The sequence below is a fragment of the Cupriavidus necator genome, assembly GCF_016127575.1.
Lineage (GTDB): Bacteria > Pseudomonadota > Gammaproteobacteria > Burkholderiales > Burkholderiaceae > Cupriavidus > Cupriavidus necator_D.
On sequence record NZ_CP066018.1, the window covers coordinates 2,800,082 to 2,815,806 of the forward strand.

Here is a 15,725-nt window from a genome sequence, read left to right on the forward strand (position 1 = left end):
CAGGCTGTACCAGGATTTCAAAAAACCAGAAGCCGTCATGAATTTTGCACTGATCCTTTTTGTGCTGGTGGTGATTACGGGCGTCGCGTGGGTTGCGGACAAGCTCGTGTTCGAGCGACAGCGCCGCTCTTCGGCGCGGCTGGCGCTGGCCGAATTCGATTCGCGCCAGGCCGACCTGCAGGGCCGCTTCGGCGCGGCGGAAGCTGACGCCACGCGCAAGCGCCTGGCCGAGGAAAAGCTGCGCCAGCCGTGGTGGCTGGAATATTCGGCCAGTTTCTTTCCGGTGATCCTGGCGGTGTTCGTGCTGCGCTCGTTCGTGGTCGAGCCGTTCAAGATCCCGTCCGGCTCGATGATCCCGACGCTGCTGATCGGCGACTTCATCCTGGTCAACAAGTACGAGTACGGCATCCGCCTGCCGGTGGTGAACAAGAAGGTCATGGACATGGGCGAGCCGCAGCGCGGCGACGTCATGGTGTTCCGCTACCCGAAAGACCCGTCGCTCGACTACATCAAGCGCGTGATCGGCGTGCCAGGCGACGTGGTGCAGTATGCCAACAAGCGCCTGACCATCAACGGCAAGCCGGCCGAGTACGCCGCGCTGCCGGATTTCCTGGACGAGGAGCGCCTGGCATATTCCAGGCATTTCCGCGAAAAGCTGCCAGGCAGCGTCGATCATGGCATCCTGAACGACGCCGACCGCCCGGCGTTTATCGCGGGGGCGGACCCGGATTTCCCGTACCGGGAAAACTGCACTTACAATCAGCAGGGCGTGACCTGCAAGGTACCTGCAGGTCACTATTTCGTCATGGGTGACAACCGGGACAACAGCCTGGATTCCCGTTTCTGGGGGTTCGTGCCGGATGAGAATATCGTCGGCAAGGCCTTTGTGATCTGGATGAACCTCGGCAATTTCGGACGCGTGGGAACGTTCAAATAAGAATCCCCGCGGCGCAAGAACACTCAACGCAAAACGAGGACGAGCGCATCATGGGTCAACTTGGGAAGGTGGTGGGCAGGATTCCGGTACGACGCCGGGCAGGCATGGGCGGGTTTTCCGTCTGGACGCTGCTGGTGATCGTGGTGTTCGTGATCGGGGTGGCCTTGCCGGCCCTGCGCGCGATCCCGAGCCTGGTGGAGTATTTTTCGGTCAAGCGCGCCGCCAGCTATGCCAAGCAGCGCGCCGCCAACAAGCGCGAAGTGGCCGATTTTTTTGAAAAGCAGGCAGCCATCGACCGGATTACCGCAGTCAAGGCCGAGGACCTCCTGATCCGGGAAGACGAGAACGGCACCATCCAGTCGGTCGATTTCTCGTACCGGACCGAGGTGCCCGTCTACGGACCCCTGAGCCTACTGATTACCTATTCAGGAACGCAGCACTGATATGAACCTTGACGCCTTGCAGCAACGACTCGGCTACCGATTCAGCAAGCCCGAATTGCTGCAACAGGCGCTGACGCACCGCAGCCACAGCGCCCAGCACAACGAACGCCTTGAATTCCTGGGCGATTCGGTGCTCAACTGCGCCGTGGCCGACATGCTCTATGGCATGTTCGGCAAGCTCGACGAGGGCGACCTGTCGCGCGTGCGGGCCAACCTGGTCAAGCAGCAGGCCCTGTACGAGATCGCCCAGATGTTGCAGCTGTCCGACACGCTGCGCCTGGGCGAGGGCGAACTCAAGAGCGGAGGCTTCCGCCGTCCGTCCATCCTCGCCGATGCGCTCGAAGCGATCGTCGGCGCGGTCTTCCTCGACGCCGGCTTCGACGCCGCGCGCGCGCTGATCCGCAAGCTCTATATCCCGATCCTGGAGCAGGTCGACCCGCGCACGCTGGGCAAGGACGCCAAGACCCTGCTGCAGGAATACCTGCAGGGCCACAAGATCGCCCTGCCGCAATATAACGTAATCGCCACACACGGGGCCGCGCACAGCCAGCAGTTTGAAGTCGAGTGCACGGTGCCTAAACTGGAAGTCCGGGTGTTTGGCACCGGCGCCTCGCGGCGCGCTGCCGAGCAGGCCGCCGCCAAGCTGGCGCTGGACGAAGTCCAGAAGCTGGTGCCGCAGCTGCTCAAGCGCAGCCGCGCCGAGCGCACCGGCAAGACCCGCAAGCAACCCGTGCCGCAGGACCCACAGCTGTCTCTCAGGTTGAAGGAATGACCGAATCTACCCATCCGCAGCAAGACGCGGCGGATACCCCGGCCGCGGCGTTCCGCTGCGGCACCGTGGCCATCGTCGGCCGCCCCAACGTGGGCAAGTCCACGCTGATGAACGCGCTGGTCGGCCAGAAGATCAGCATCACCTCGCGCAAGGCGCAGACCACGCGCCACCGCATCGTCGGCATCCAGACCACGGATGACGCGCAGTATGTGTTCGTCGACACGCCGGGCTTCCAGACCCGCCACGCCAGCGCGCTGAACCGTTCGCTGAACCGCGCGGTCACGTCCACGCTGTCGTCGGTGGACCTGGTCCTGTTCGTGGTCGAGGCCGGCTACTACGGCGCCGACGACGAGAAGGTGCTGTCGCTGCTGCCGAAGAACACGCCGGTGCTGCTGGTCGCCAACAAGCTGGACCGCGTCAACGGCGAGAACCGCCTGGAAGTGATGATGCCCTTCCTGGAAAAGATGGGGCAGCAGTTCCCGTTCCGCGAAGTGGTGCCGATGACGGCCAAGACCCACGACCATATCGCGCGCCTGTTCGAGATCATCCGGCCCTACCTGCCGGAAGGCGAGCCGATGTACGACGCCGACGCCATGACCGACCGCAGCGAGCGCTTCCTGGCCTCGGAGATCATCCGCGAGAAGGTGTTCCGCTGGACCGGCGACGAGCTCCCGTACACCAGCACCGTGATCATCGACAAGTTCGAGACCGAAGGCCGCCTGCGCCGCGTCTTTGCCACCATCCTGGTCGAGCGAGACGCGCACAAGGCCATGATCATCGGCAACAAGGGCGCCAAGCTCAAGCAGATCTCCACCGAGGCGCGCCTGGACATGGAAAAGCTGTTCGACGGCAAGGTCTACCTGGAAATGTGGATCAAGGTGAAGAGCGGTTGGGCCGACAACGAAGCAGGGCTGCGCGCGTACGGCTACGAGTGAGCACAACAGCGAGCGACCAGTGAGCAAGACGGCTGACATCGCGCGCGCGCCGGCGCCGGCGCCACGGTCCCGCCGCGCCGACCCCGTGGTCGACGAGGCCGCCGAACTGCTCGACAGCAGGGCGCTGCCCGGCATGGCCGACGCTGCCGCGCGCGCGATGATGGATCGTGCCATGCGCATCGTGCCGGCCCGGCCCGAGTCGCGCGTGGCCGAGCAGCCCGGCTTTGTGCTGCACGCCTGGCCGTATCGCGAGACCAGCCTGATCCTGGACCTGTTCACGCGCGACTACGGCCGCATCTCGATGGTGGCCAAGGGCGCCAAGCGCCCGCACTCCGCGTTGCGTGCGGTGTTGCAGCATTTCCACCCGGTCTCGGTGTCATGGAGCGGCCGCGGCGAGGTCAAGACCCTGACCAAGGCCGAGTGGGTCGGCGGCATGCCGCCGCTGGCCGGCGATGCGTTGCTGTCGGCGTTCTACCTGAACGAGCTGCTGATGCGCTTCTGCCCGCGCGAGGATGCGCATCCGGCCTTGTTCCGCCATTACCTGACGACGCTGACGCGGCTGGCGCACGGCGAGCAAGCCGGGCTGGTGCTGCGCAGCTTTGAACGCGTGCTGCTGCAGGAAACTGGCTTCGCGGTTGCCTTTGACCAGTGCCTGAGCACCGGCGAGCGGGTCCAGCCGGGCCTGGACTATGTCTACCAGCCAGAGCGCGGCGTGCGCCGCGCGCAGCCGAGCGACCCGTCGTCGTGGCCGGTGGTGACCGGCCAGACCCTGCTGGACATGGCGCAGGACGATTACAGCCGCGCGCAGACCGCCGCGCAAAGCCGCGCGCTGATGCGGTTCCTGCTGCATTATTATCTGCAAGGCGCGCCGCTGAAGACGCGCCAGATTCTGATCGACCTGCAGTATCTCTGACCGACTCAAGAACCATCCGACTTACTCCTGCACCTGCTCGCATGATCTTCCACGCAAATCCGGGCGTCATCGACCTTGGCGTCAATATCGACCACGTCGCCACGCTGCGCAACGCGCGCGGCACCGTGTACCCCGATCCCATCCGTGCCGCGCTGCTGGCGGAACAGGCCGGCGCCGACCTGATCACGCTGCACCTGCGCGAAGACCGCCGCCATATCCGCGATGCCGACGTGCGCGCGCTGCGCCCGCAACTGGCCACGCGCATGAACCTGGAATGCGCGCTCACGCAGGAGATGCTCGACATCGCCTGCGAGATCCGTCCGCAGGACGTATGCCTGGTGCCGGAGCGCCGCGAGGAAGTGACCACCGAGGGCGGGCTCGATGTGGCCGGGCGTTTCGAGCAGGTCAAGGCGGCGTGCGCGCAGCTGGCCGGTGCCGGCATCCGCGTGTCGCTGTTCATTGATGCCGATGCCGACCAGATCGCCGCGGCGGCCGCGTGCGGCGCGCCGGTGATCGAGCTGCATACCGGCCGCTATGCCGATGCGCATACGCCCGATGAGCAGGCGCTCGAGTTCCGCCGCATCGCCGATGGCGTCGATGCGGGCCAGAAGCACGGCCTGGTGGTCAACGCCGGCCATGGCCTGCACTACACCAATGTGCAGCCGATCGCCGCGCTGCCCGGCATCAAGGAGCTGAACATCGGCCACGCGATCGTGGCGCATGCGGTGTTCGCGGGCTGGGAGAACGCGGTGCGCGAGATGAAGGCCATCATGGTCGCCGCGCGCCTGGGCACGCGCTATCCTGCCGCGGGCGCGCCGGCGTGATCTACGGCGTCGGCACCGACATCATCCAGATCGCCCGCGTGCAGGGCGTGATGGAACGCACCAACGGCCGTTTCGCCGAGAAGGTGCTGGGCCCCGATGAGCTGGCCAAGTACCACGCGCGCAAGGCGCGCTCCGAGAAGCGCGGGCTGGCCTTCCTGTCCACGCGCTTCGCTGCCAAGGAGGCGTTCTCCAAGGCCATTGGCCTGGGCATGCGCTGGCCGATGACGTGGCGCGCCATGGAGCTGATGAACCTGCCGTCCGGCGAGCCCACGCCGATATGCCATGGCGAGCTGGCCGCATGGCTGGCGGAACGCGGGCTCTCCGTGCGGGTCAGTGTCAGTGACGAGCACGACTTTGCCGTCGCCTTCGCCATTGCCGAGCGTGCGGGCGGGGCGGCTTCCCAACCTACAGCCTTGTGAATCCAACAACTTCCATGTCCAAGAAGAACTCTGGCAAGCGGCCGGGCCCGGTGGTCCTCGACGTCGTCGGCAAGCAGCTCGACGCGGAGGACTTGCGCCGCATCGCGCATCCGCTGACCGGCGGCGTGATCCTGTTCGCGCGCAATTTCGAGTCGCGCGCGCAACTGCAGGCGCTGACGCGCGCCATTCGCGCGGTGCGAGACGACGTGCTGATCTGCATCGACCATGAGGGCGGGCGCGTGCAGCGCTGCAAGACCGACGGCTTCACCCACCTGCCGGCGATGCACTGCCTGGGCGAGCTGTGGGAGCGCGACGTGCTGGCCGCGACCAAGGCCGCCGTGGCCTGCGGCTATGTGCTGGCCGCCGAACTGCGCGCCTGCGACATCGACCTGAGCTTCACCCCGGTGCTGGACCTGGACTACGGCCGCAGCGCCGTGATCGGCGACCGCGCTTTCCACGCCGATCCGCGCGTGGTGTCGATGCTGGCCGGCCACCTGAACCATGGCCTGCTGCTGGCCGGCATGAGCAACTGCGGCAAGCACTTCCCTGGCCACGGCTATGTCGAGGCCGATTCGCACGTGGCGATCCCGGTCGACGAGCGCTCGCTGGACGAGATCCTGGAGCAGGATGCGCGCCCGTACGAGTGGCTGGGCCTGTCGCTGTCGTCGGTGATGCCGGCGCACGTGATCTACCCCAAGGTCGACCCGAACCCGGCCGGCTTCTCGCGCTACTGGCTGCAGGACGTGCTGCGCGCCCAGCTGGGCTTCGAGGGCGTGATCTTCAGCGACGACCTCAGCATGGAAGGCGCCAGCGTCGTCGGCAATGTCACCGAGGCCGCGCGCGCCGCGCTGACCGCGGGCTGTGACATGGTGCTGATCTGCAACCACCCGGAGCGCGCCGACCAGTTGCTGACCGAGCTGGACGTGGGCATCGACAAGACCTCGCAGCGCCGCATCCGCAAGCTGTTCGCGCGCAGGAAGCCGCTGGACTGGAACAAGCTGCACCAGGAGGGCGAGTACCGCGCCGCGCTGCGCACGCTGAAAGAGCACGACCTGATCGCCTGAACGGGGCCGCGTGCACAAACAAAAAGGGCAGCCGAGGCTGCCATTTTTGTTGACCGGCCCCGCGCTGAGGCGGGGTGAGGCAAGCGCCTTAGTTGGCGCGGCTGCGGTATTCGCCGGTGCGGGTGTCGATTTCGATCTTGTCGCCGATGTTGCAGAACAGCGGCACTTGCAGCTCGAAGCCGGTGTTGATCTTGGCGCCCTTGAGCACCTTGCCCGACGAGGTGTCGCCCTTGACCGCCGGCTCGGTGTAGACGATCTCACGGACCAGCGTGGTCGGCATTTCAACCGAGATGGCCTTGTCGTTGTAGAACACCACTTCAACGTTCATGCCGTCTTCGAGGTAGTTCAGCGAGTCGCCCATGCTGTCCTTCTCGACTTCGTACTGGTTGTAGTCGGCGTCCATGAACACGTACATCGGGTCAGCGAAGTACGAGTAGGTGCATTCGCGGCGCTCCAGCACCACAACTTCGAACTTGTCGTCGGCCTTGAACACCGACTCGCCCGGTGCGTCCGTCAGCAGGTTCTTGTACTTCATCTTGACCACAGCGGCGTTGCGGCCCGACTTGTTGTATTCGGCCTTCTGCACGACCATCGGATCGCCGCCGATCATGAACACGTTACCGACGCGGAGTTCCTGTGCGATTTTCATCTGAACTGTTTTCCTGAAATAGAAAGTAGGAATTTGGAATGGCGAAGGCGCGCTGCCGGCATCACCTGCGGTGAGCCTGTGAGCCCCAACGAGAGGCGTTCACGCGCTCGCGACCCCGTGCTCAGCTTGCATTCAGGTCTTCGCCCAGTGTCGGTCTGACGCCTGGGAAAGGCCCTGGTTCTCCGGCCCAGGTCGCCATTTGAATCAACCGATCATTTTACCCGATTTTCGCAAAACGCCACCAGGTTGGCGGCAAGATCGCCAGGATGCTGCAAACGCCGCTCCCAGCGCGCTGCGATCGCGGCAAGTGCCGGCAGGTGCGCACGCAGACGCGGCCAGTCCACGGCATTGCCGTAGCCGTTCCAGGCGTGCCAGAAGTCCGTCAGCGCGGCGGCTGCTTCCGGCGCCACGCCGCCCTGGCCGAACAGGTCGAGCCAGGCGTCCAGCTTGACCCGGTGCGCGGCATCGTCCTGCGGGTAGATATGCCACACCAGCGGCCGCGCCGCCCATTGCGCGCGCACGAAGGAATCCTCGCCGCGCACGAAGTTCAGGTCGCAGGCCCACAGCAGTTCGTCAAAGTGCTCCTGGCGTACGAAAGGGATCAGCTGCAGGCACAGGCTGCCGCGTTCCACCGGGTCGCCAATCCGCAGCGGGGCACCCAGCCATTCGGCGACCTGGTCCGCGGCCAGGCCTGCGGGCACCAGGCAATGGACCGCCTCGGCGGCATCGCGCCACTGCTCCAGCAGCGCGGGCAGGGCCGGGTTGCGGTAGGCAAACAGGCTCACGCGCAGCGCATCGGGCCGGGGCGTCACGCTCAGCCGGTGCCACAAGGCCGCCTGGGCAGCCGTGCCGCCGAGGAAGGCGGCGCGCTGCGCGCCCAGCATCGATTCCCGCAGCAGGCCGCCGGTGCCGGGCTCGAAGCCGGGGAAGAAGAAATGCTTCACCAGCGGCAGCCGGGGATGGGGCGAGGGCATCGCATGGTGCTCCCGTACCCAGGGCTCGGCGCTCAGGTATTCCAGGTTGATCCAGGCGGGTTTGGGGTCACGCGCGGCCATGCGGGCCAGGAAGGCTTGCGGCACATCACAGGCGAAGGCTTCGATGACGGCATCGTGTGGCTCGACCCCGGCGGTGTCATCCACGCTGTCGCCACCCGGCCGCCACGGACGGATCTCCACGCCCGCCAGGCGCTGCACCGTGGCGCCGGTATCGAGTTCCGGCGCCAGCCGCGCGAAGCTGGCCAGGTCATCGACCCACAGCCGCACCGCGTGCCCGTGTTCCTGTGCGAGCTGGCGTGCCAGCCGCCAGCAGACGCCGATGTCGCCGAAATTGTCGATCACGGTGCAGAAGATGTCCCAGGAGCGGATAGGCATGGCGGGTGAGGGGCGGGCGGGGCGCGCGCTGAATTGCTCTAAACTTGCGATTTTAGAGGCCATGCCGTTTTGATGCGCGCAGGCCGTGTAGCGGTCACCGTCCCCAATGTCCGACCAGCAACCCGATTCCCCAAATCCCGCCGACGAAGTTCCGGCCGAAGCGGCGGCCGCCCGGCCAGCCGAGGTGACTGCCGAGGCGGCTGCTGAAGCGCCGCCGGAGCCGTTCGACCCGCGCCCGGTCATTTCCCGCCTGCCCGGCCTGCCGGGCGTGTACCGCTATTTCGACGCGGCAGGCAATGTGCTGTACGTGGGCAAGGCGCGCGACCTGAAGAAGCGGGTGTCGAGCTACTTCAACAAGACCCAGTTGTCGCCGCGTATTGCGATGATGGTGGCGCGCATTGCCCGCATCGATACCACGGTGGTGCGCACCGAGGCCGAGGCGCTGCTGCTCGAGAACAACCTGATCAAGGCGCTGGCGCCGCGCTATAATATCCTGTTCCGCGACGACAAATCGTACCCGTTCCTGAAGCTGACCGGGCACCGCTTCCCGCGCATGGCGTACTACCGCGGCGCCACCGACCGCAAGCATCAGTACTTCGGGCCGTTCCCGAGCGCCTATGCGGTGCGCGAGAGCATGCAGATCCTGCAGAAGGTGTTCCAGCTGCGCACCTGCGAGGACACCGTCTTCAACAACCGCACGCGGCCGTGCTTACTGCACCAGATCCATCGCTGCACCGGTCCGTGCGTCAACGCCATCAGCGAAGAGGACTACGCGCGCGACGTCGCCAATGCGGCGCGCTTCCTGCAAGGCCGCCAGACCGAGGTGCTGGAAGGCCTGCAGGGCAAGATGGAACAGCACGCCGAGCGGCTGGAGTTCGAGCAGGCCGCGGCCGTGCGCGACCAGATCGCGGCGCTGTCGACCGTGCTCAAGCGCCAGGCGGTGGAAGAGGTAGGCGGGCAGGCGCGCGACATCGACGTGCTGGCCGTCGCCGTGGAGGGCGGGCGTGCCTGCGTCAACCTGGCCATGGTGCGCGGCAGCCGCCATCTGGGCGACAAGGCCTACTTCCCGGCCCATGCCGACGAAGCGGCGATGATCGTCGAGGATGCCGATGAGCGCGAGGATGACAGCGCCGCCGCCGCCGCGCCGCCGCTGACCGTCGACCGCATCGCCACCCGGGTGCTGTCGGCCTTCATGGTGCAGCACTACCTGGAGCAGCCGGCGCCGCCCATCATCGTCGTCAGCCATGCGCCGGACGATGCCACGGTGCTCGAGGCGCTGACGCTGCACGCCGGGCGCAAGGTCACGCTGGTGCGCCAGCCGCAGGGCCAGCGCAAGGTCTGGCTGGAGATGGCGCAGCAGGGCGCCGCGCTGGCGCTGTCGCGCCGGCTGGCCGAGCAGGGCAGCCAGGAGGCGCGTACGCGCGCGCTGGCCGAAACCATCGGGCTGGACCTGGAAGACCTGGCGCTGCTGCGCGTGGAATGCTTTGACATCAGCCATACCGCCGGCGAGGCCACCCAGGCATCGTGCGTGGTGTACCACCACCACGACATGCAGAACAGCGAATACCGCCGCTACAACATCCAGGACATCATTCCCGGCGATGACTACGCGGCCATGCGCCAGGTGCTGACGCGGCGCTACCAGAAGCTGGTCGAGCAGATCCAGGAAGACGGCGGCATGGAGGCCGGCAGCGAAGCCGCGGCGCAGGTGCCGCAGATCGTGCTGATCGACGGCGGCAAGGGACAGGTCGAGGTGGCACGGCAGGTGTTCGAAGAACTCGGGCTGGATATCGGCCTGCTGGTCGGCGTGGCCAAGGGCGAGGGCCGCAAGGTCGGCCTGGAGACGCTGGTGTTCGCCGATGGCCGTCCGTCGCTGGAACTGGGGCAGGGCAGCGCCGCGCTGATGCTGGTGGCGCAGATCCGCGACGAGGCGCACCGCTTTGCCATCACCGGCATGCGCGCGCGCCGCGCCAAGACGCGCACCACCTCGAGGCTGGAAGAGATCGAGGGCATCGGCGCGCGCCGGCGCCAGAAGCTGCTGACCCGCTTCGGTGGGCTGCGCGGCGTGATGGCCGCCAGCATCGACGAACTGGCCAGCGTCGAGGGCATTTCACGCGGCCTGGCCGAAGAGATCTACCGGCAGTTGCACTGAGCGCGCGGGGCCGCGCGGTGGGAAATTGACCAGTGATGGTCGATTGGTCCGGAAATCGGCGACAATCGCAAGATTGGTTACCGTCCCCCGCCGCCCGAGTTCCATGCCCTTCAATTTCCCGATCCTGCTGACCTGGCTTCGCGTCGCCATGATTCCCCTGGTGGTTGGCGTGTTCTACCTGCCCGACGCGTGGTTGCCGATGCACGCCAAGAACCTGACGGCGGCGTCGTTCTTCATCATTGCCGCGGTCACGGACTGGCTGGACGGGTTCCTTGCGCGGCGCTGGAACCAGACCTCGTCGTTCGGGGCCTTCCTGGATCCGGTCGCCGACAAGCTGATGGTGACGGCAGCGCTGCTTTCGCTGCTGGCACTGGGCCGGGTCACGGACCTGATCGCGCTGGTGATCATCGGGCGCGAGATCACCATTTCGGCTCTGCGTGAATGGATGGCGCAGATCGGCGCTTCCAAGAGCGTCGCGGTGAACTTCCTCGGCAAGCTCAAGACCACGGTGCAGATGGTGGCGATCCCGCTGCTGCTGTACAGCGACCGCCTGTTCGGCTTCGATGCCCACCTGCTCGGCACGTGGATGATCTACGTGGCGGCGGTGCTGACGCTGTGGTCGATGTTCTATTACATGAAGCTGGCCTGGCCGCAAATCCGCGAGCGCAGCGGGATGGTGGCGCGCGCCGGCGCGCAGAAATGAAAAGAATTTTTGAAAAGGTGTTGACGGCGAGAGCAGTTCTTTGCATAATCTCATTCTCGTTGCTGACGACACAAACGAAAGCAGCGAGATAAGGTGGGTTTAGCGCAAGATGTTGTGAGATAGTAGCGTGTTGCGGCATAAAACACCTTATTGGAATTCGGTAGTGCCCCTGCGGGAGTAGCTCAGTTGGTAGAGCGCAACCTTGCCAAGGTTGAGGTCGCGAGTTCGAGACTCGTCTCCCGCTCCAGGTTAAAGAAGGTCCGGCAGCGTGCTTGCGCGGTGCGGGGCTGGCAGTAAAAAGTTGTATGCGGGAGTAGCTCAGTTGGTAGAGCGCAACCTTGCCAAGGTTGAGGTCGCGAGTTCGAGACTCGTCTCCCGCTCCAATCCCCAAAGGGAAGCACCGCTTCCCTTTTTGTTTGGGTTGAATCGCCGCAAGACATTGCCGGAAGCTGCGCTCCGGCAGCATCGGCTGAATGCGGATACAATCCAGCAGCACGTCACCTGGCGGGGTGGCAGAGTGGTTATGCAGCGGCCTGCAAAGCCGTGTACGCCGGTTCGATTCCGACCTCCGCCTCCAGTTGCATGCAGAACGGCGCCTCGCGGCGCCGTTTTTGTTTTCCGGGCCAGTTCCCTGCCTCGCCTTCAGTCAAGCAGGCGCCGGATCGTCCGCCATCTCCGCGCCTCGGGCACGTGGCGGGCATGTTACATTACTCCTGTCGTACGCTTTTCGGGGGGCTCCGCGTGATGGATTGCGGGGCAGCATGTCAATCGCCATCCCCGATCCGTGACGCGCCGCCGGCGTGTCCGGGGCCGCTGCGGCACTTCCCGTTCTTCCCCGTTCCGATGCTGCTGCCAATTGTTGCGGCGATTTCCCCGCGCTGACCGCTGGTGCGCGCCGGATGCGCTGTCGCGGTTGCCAGGGCCGGGAGCGGGTTAGCCGTTCAGCCCCTGACACGAGGAATCCCGCGCGCATGCATCACGCCACCCCGCTTATCAGTACCATCGTCGGCGGTATCGTCCTGGCCTTTATCCTTGGCGCCATCGCCAGCCGGCTGCGCCTGCCGCCGTTGATCGGCTACCTGTGCGCGGGCATCGTGGTCGGTCCGCACACGCCCGGCTATACCGCCGACCAGGCCCTGGCGCCGGAGCTGGCCGAGCTTGGCGTGATCCTGCTGATGTTCGGGGTGGGGCTGCACTTTTCGATCAAGGACCTGATGGCGGTCAAGCGCATCGCCATTCCGGGGGCGGTGGTGCAGATCGGCATCGCCACGCTGATGGGCATGCTGGTGGCCTGGGGCTTCGGCTGGTCATGGGGGCAGGGGCTGGTGTACGGACTGGCGCTGTCGGTGGCGAGCACCGTGGTGCTGCTAAAGGCCTTGCAGGAGCGTGACCTGGTGGAGTCGCCGCAGGGCCGCATCGCGGTCGGCTGGCTGATCGTGGAAGACCTGGCGATGGTGCTGGCCCTGGTGCTGCTGCCAGCGATGGCAGGTCTGCTGGCGGCTTCCGGCGTAACCTCGGGCGAAACATCGGGCGAGGCCGCGCCGGCTACCGGTGACGTGGTGCTCGCGATCTTCGCGACGCTGGGCAAGGTGGCCGCTTTCGTCGCGGTGATGCTGGTGATCGGCCGGCGCTTTATCCCGTGGATGCTGGAGCGCATCGTCTGGACCGGCAACCGCGAGATGTTCCGCCTGGGCGTGCTGGCGACGGCGCTGGGCGTGGCCTACGGCGCCTATGCGCTCTTTGGCGTGTCGTTCGCGCTGGGCGCGTTCTTTGCCGGCATGGTGCTGGCGGAGTCCGAGTTCAGTCATCGTGCGGCCGAAGAGTCGCTGCCGCTGCGCGATGCCTTCGCCGTGCTTTTCTTCGTATCCGTGGGCATGCTGTTCGACCCGATGGTGCTGGTCAACGATCCGTGGGGTGTGCTGGCGACGGTGTTTATCATCGTGGTGGGCAAGTCGCTGGCGGCGCTGGGCATCGTGCGTGCCTTCGGGCATTCCGGGCAGACCGGCATGACCATTGCCGTGAGCCTGGCGCAGATCGGCGAGTTCTCGTTCATTCTCGCCAGCCTCGGCGTCTACCTGAAGATCCTGCCCGAGCGCGGCCAGGCGCTGATCCTGGCCGGGGCGCTGCTGTCGATCATGCTCAATCCGGTGCTGTTCCACCTGCTCGACCTGTACACGGCGCGGCGCAATCGCAGCGCGGATCCGCAGCCGGCCTGACCGGAGCCTGGGTGCGGCTCAGCCGCCGATCCGCGGCGCCATGGTGCGCAGGTATTCGGTAAAGGCCAGCAGCCCCTGGGTCGGGAACTTGTCCTGGTGCACCACCAGCTGCAGCGGCCGCACGATGCGTGGCAGGCCGTCGCGGATCGCCACCAGCGTGCCGCGCTCCAGTTCATCGTGCACCACATGCAGCGACAGGCAGCTGACGCCGAAGCCGCTCATCACTGCGCGCTTGATGGCTTCGGCGTTGCCCAGCTCCAGCGCGAAGCGCAGCTCGCCCAGCAGCGGCACCAGCCGTTCCTCGATGACCTCGCGCGTGCCCGAGCCCGGCTCGCGCACGATCCACTCGGCATCGCGCAGCGCCACCAGGTCGTGCGGCACGGCCGCAAGCGGATGCGAGGGGCCGACTACCACCACCATCTCGTCATCGCACCAGGGCACGCTGCGCAGGTCGCGCTCATGGCTGGCGCCTTCGACCAGGCCGATATCGGCGTCGAACTGCAGCAACGATTGCAGCACCTCGCGGGTATTGCCGATGCGCAGGTCCAGCGTGCACGGGCCGCTGCGCGAATGGCGGAAGCCCGCCAGCAGCGGCGGCAGGATGTAGCTGCCTATGGTATTGCTGGCCGCGATGCGCAGCTGCACGCCGGTCTGGGTGGCAAAGCGCTCCAGTTCCTGGGCCTGGTCCAGCAGCGACAGCGCGCGCGGGAAAAACTGGCGGCCGGTCTCGTTGATGCTGAGCCGACGGGCCACGCGGTCGAACAGCGGGCTGTCGAGCGCGCGCTCAAGCTCGGCCAGCGAGGCGCTGACGGCCGACTGCGACATCGCAAGTGCCTGCGCCGCCGCCATGGTGCTGCCATGCTGGGCCACGGCAACGAAGACGGACAGCTGGCGCAGCGTCAGGCGCAGGGGACGATGTTCGGGCCGGGGATCGGGGCGGTGGTCCATATCGATATAATCAATAACGCATAACGATATTACCCGTTTTACGGGTTAGCGGGGGGCCAGTACGCTTGAGTCACTAAAGAACACGACCCGAGCCTGCCATGTCCTCCGTCTCCGCCCCCCGCACTCGCACCACCCCGGCCGCCGCGCCGGCCTTGCCGCCGCCGTGGTCGCAGCGCCTGCTGACGCTGGTACCGCTGGGCGGCATTGCCTGGCTGGCGATTGCGCTGGCCGAGCATCCGGCCGTGGCGCGCTACGGGCTCAGCGCGCTGACGCTGGCCATGTGCGCCGGCATGGTCGCGGCCAACACGCTGCCGCGCCACTGGCTGGCGCCGCTGGCCCCCGGCATGCAAGTCGCACGCCACCACCTGCTGCGGCTGGGCGTGGCGCTGTACGGGCTGCGCCTGACCTTTGCCTCGATTGTCGCCCTGGGCCTGCCGGGCATCGTGGTGCCGCTGACCATGCTGGTGGCCACGCTGCTGTTCGGCACCTGGGTGGGTACGACGTTCTTCGGCCTGAGCCGCCGCGAAGCGATCCTGGTCAGCTCCGGCAGCGCCATCTGCGGTGCCGCCGCGGCCATCGCCGTATCATCGGTGGTGCGCACCGACGACAAACAGACCGCCGTGGCGGTGGCGACGGTGGTGCTGTTCGGCACCGTCGGCATGCTGCTTTATCCCTATCTGTACGAACTGGCGACCGGCCACTGGCACTGGGCCGTCAGCGAGCGCATGTTCGGCATCTTTACCGGCGCGACGCTGCACGAGGTGGCCCAGGTGATCGCCGCCGGCAAGATGATCAGCGAGCCGACCGCCGACGCTGCCGTGGTGGCCAAGATGGTGCGCGTGCTGGCATTGGGCCCGCTGCTGCTGGTGATGGCGCTGTGGCCGCAGGGCGGCGAGCAAGCCGAGCAAGGCACCGCAGGCGGCAGCCGCCTGCATGGCATCCTGAAGTCGGTGCCGTGGTTCGCGGTGGGGTTTGTCGCAGTGATGGCGGTCAACTCGGCCGGCACCGTGCCCACTGCCTGGAAGGCGCCGCTGATCGCGCTGGACAACTGGCTGCTGGCCTGCGCGATGCTGGCGATCGGCCTGCACACCCGCATCGGCGATCTGGTGCGCGCCGGACGCAAGCCGCTGGCGCTGGCCGGTGTGCTGTTCGTGTTCCTGATGGGGGTGGGTGCGCTGATGTGCTACGCGATGGCCTGACGCGCGCGGAGCTGAAGGCAGCAAAAGAAGGGGGCCGATGGCCCCTTCTTTTATTTTGAAGCGGGAGCGGAGGGGGGCTGTACACCCTGGTGCGGCCGACGGGACTCGAACCCGTAAGCCTGGAAAGGCGGCAGATTTTAAGTCTGCTGAGTCTACCAATTTCTCCACGGCCGCACGGCAA

15 protein-coding genes and 4 tRNA genes are annotated in these 15,725 nt (G+C 66.4%); 15 read left to right on the forward strand and 4 right to left on the reverse strand.

Annotated elements, in window-relative coordinates:
* The first annotated feature begins 37 nt into the window (after positions 1 to 37).
* Genes lepB through nagZ form a run of 8 tightly spaced genes read left to right on the forward strand, consistent with a single transcriptional unit; the run spans position 38 to position 6,307 of the window.
* On the forward strand, positions 38 to 937 hold the full coding sequence (gene lepB / locus I6H87_RS13075; RefSeq protein ID WP_011615721.1) for a signal peptidase I: 900 nt from the start codon (positions 38 to 40) through the stop codon (positions 935 to 937).
* 50 nt (positions 938 to 987) lie between these two features.
* A complete protein-coding gene (locus I6H87_RS13080; RefSeq protein ID WP_011615720.1) occupies positions 988 to 1,380 on the forward strand; it encodes a DUF4845 domain-containing protein in 393 nt (130 codons plus the stop codon).
* 1 nt (position 1,381) lies between these two features.
* Complete coding sequence (gene rnc / locus I6H87_RS13085) at positions 1,382 to 2,152, forward strand: ribonuclease III (RefSeq protein WP_010814690.1); 771 nt, start codon at positions 1,382 to 1,384, stop codon at positions 2,150 to 2,152.
* Positions 2,149 to 3,087: a GTPase Era gene (gene era, locus I6H87_RS13090; RefSeq protein ID WP_010814691.1), complete on the forward strand. Its 939-nt coding sequence runs from the start codon at positions 2,149 to 2,151 to the stop codon at positions 3,085 to 3,087. The genes rnc and era overlap by 4 nt, the downstream gene beginning before the upstream one ends.
* Positions 3,088 to 3,106: 19 nt before the next feature.
* Positions 3,107 to 4,000: a DNA repair protein RecO gene (gene recO / locus I6H87_RS13095; RefSeq protein ID WP_010814692.1), complete on the forward strand. Its 894-nt coding sequence runs from the start codon at positions 3,107 to 3,109 to the stop codon at positions 3,998 to 4,000.
* A 41-nt stretch (positions 4,001 to 4,041) separates the two neighbouring features.
* Complete coding sequence (gene pdxJ / locus I6H87_RS13100; RefSeq protein ID WP_011615719.1) at positions 4,042 to 4,824, forward strand: pyridoxine 5'-phosphate synthase; 783 nt, start codon at positions 4,042 to 4,044, stop codon at positions 4,822 to 4,824.
* Complete coding sequence (acpS, locus tag I6H87_RS13105) at positions 4,821 to 5,243, forward strand: holo-ACP synthase (protein ID WP_010814694.1); 423 nt, start codon at positions 4,821 to 4,823, stop codon at positions 5,241 to 5,243. Before pdxJ ends, acpS begins: the two co-directional genes overlap by 4 nt.
* A 14-nt stretch (positions 5,244 to 5,257) precedes the next feature.
* Entirely contained in the window at positions 5,258 to 6,307 is a 1,050-nt protein-coding gene (gene nagZ / locus I6H87_RS13110; RefSeq protein ID WP_011615718.1) for a beta-N-acetylhexosaminidase, read from the forward strand.
* 88 nt (positions 6,308 to 6,395) lie between these two features.
* Here the strand turns inward: nagZ and efp are convergent, their stop codons facing one another.
* Together efp and earP are read right to left on the reverse strand one after the other, a co-directional pair.
* A complete protein-coding gene (gene efp / locus I6H87_RS13115; protein WP_010814696.1) occupies positions 6,396 to 6,956 on the reverse strand; it encodes an elongation factor P in 561 nt (186 codons plus the stop codon).
* A gap of 212 nt (positions 6,957 to 7,168) precedes the next feature.
* Positions 7,169 to 8,326 (reverse strand): elongation factor P maturation arginine rhamnosyltransferase EarP, encoded by a 1,158-nt coding sequence (gene earP / locus I6H87_RS13120; protein WP_011615717.1) that lies wholly within the window; start codon positions 8,324 to 8,326, stop codon positions 7,169 to 7,171.
* Positions 8,327 to 8,432: 106 nt separating this feature from the next.
* Here earP and uvrC point away from each other — a divergent pair, with 106 nt between their 5' ends.
* The 6 genes from uvrC (at position 8,433) to I6H87_RS13150 (ending at position 13,397) form a co-directional block, all read left to right on the forward strand.
* Entirely contained in the window at positions 8,433 to 10,478 is a 2,046-nt protein-coding gene (gene uvrC, locus I6H87_RS13125) for an excinuclease ABC subunit UvrC (RefSeq protein WP_011615716.1), read from the forward strand.
* Positions 10,479 to 10,581: 103 nt separating this feature from the next.
* A complete protein-coding gene (gene pgsA, locus I6H87_RS13130) occupies positions 10,582 to 11,181 on the forward strand; it encodes a CDP-diacylglycerol--glycerol-3-phosphate 3-phosphatidyltransferase (protein ID WP_010814699.1) in 600 nt (199 codons plus the stop codon).
* Positions 11,182 to 11,352: 171 nt separating this feature from the next.
* Positions 11,353 to 11,428: transfer RNA gene (locus tag I6H87_RS13135), tRNA-Gly, on the forward strand.
* A gap of 60 nt (positions 11,429 to 11,488) precedes the next feature.
* Positions 11,489 to 11,564: transfer RNA gene (locus I6H87_RS13140), tRNA-Gly, on the forward strand.
* A gap of 120 nt (positions 11,565 to 11,684) precedes the next feature.
* Positions 11,685 to 11,758, forward strand: a tRNA-Cys gene (locus tag I6H87_RS13145).
* Positions 11,759 to 12,152: 394 nt separating this feature from the next.
* A complete protein-coding gene (locus tag I6H87_RS13150; protein ID WP_010814700.1) occupies positions 12,153 to 13,397 on the forward strand; it encodes a cation:proton antiporter domain-containing protein in 1,245 nt (414 codons plus the stop codon).
* 18 nt (positions 13,398 to 13,415) lie between these two features.
* On the opposite strand, the gene I6H87_RS13155 is transcribed toward I6H87_RS13150, so the two are convergent.
* Positions 13,416 to 14,345, reverse strand: a complete 930-nt coding sequence (locus I6H87_RS13155; RefSeq protein WP_011615715.1) for a LysR family transcriptional regulator — start codon at positions 14,343 to 14,345, stop codon at positions 13,416 to 13,418.
* Positions 14,346 to 14,443: 98 nt separating this feature from the next.
* On the opposite strand from I6H87_RS13155, the gene I6H87_RS13160 reads away from it, so the two are divergent.
* Complete coding sequence (locus I6H87_RS13160; protein WP_011615714.1) at positions 14,444 to 15,544, forward strand: YeiH family protein; 1,101 nt, start codon at positions 14,444 to 14,446, stop codon at positions 15,542 to 15,544.
* A gap of 87 nt (positions 15,545 to 15,631) precedes the next feature.
* On the opposite strand, the gene I6H87_RS13165 is transcribed toward I6H87_RS13160, so the two are convergent.
* Positions 15,632 to 15,718: transfer RNA gene (locus tag I6H87_RS13165), tRNA-Leu, on the reverse strand.
* Positions 15,719 to 15,725 lie beyond the last annotated feature (7 nt).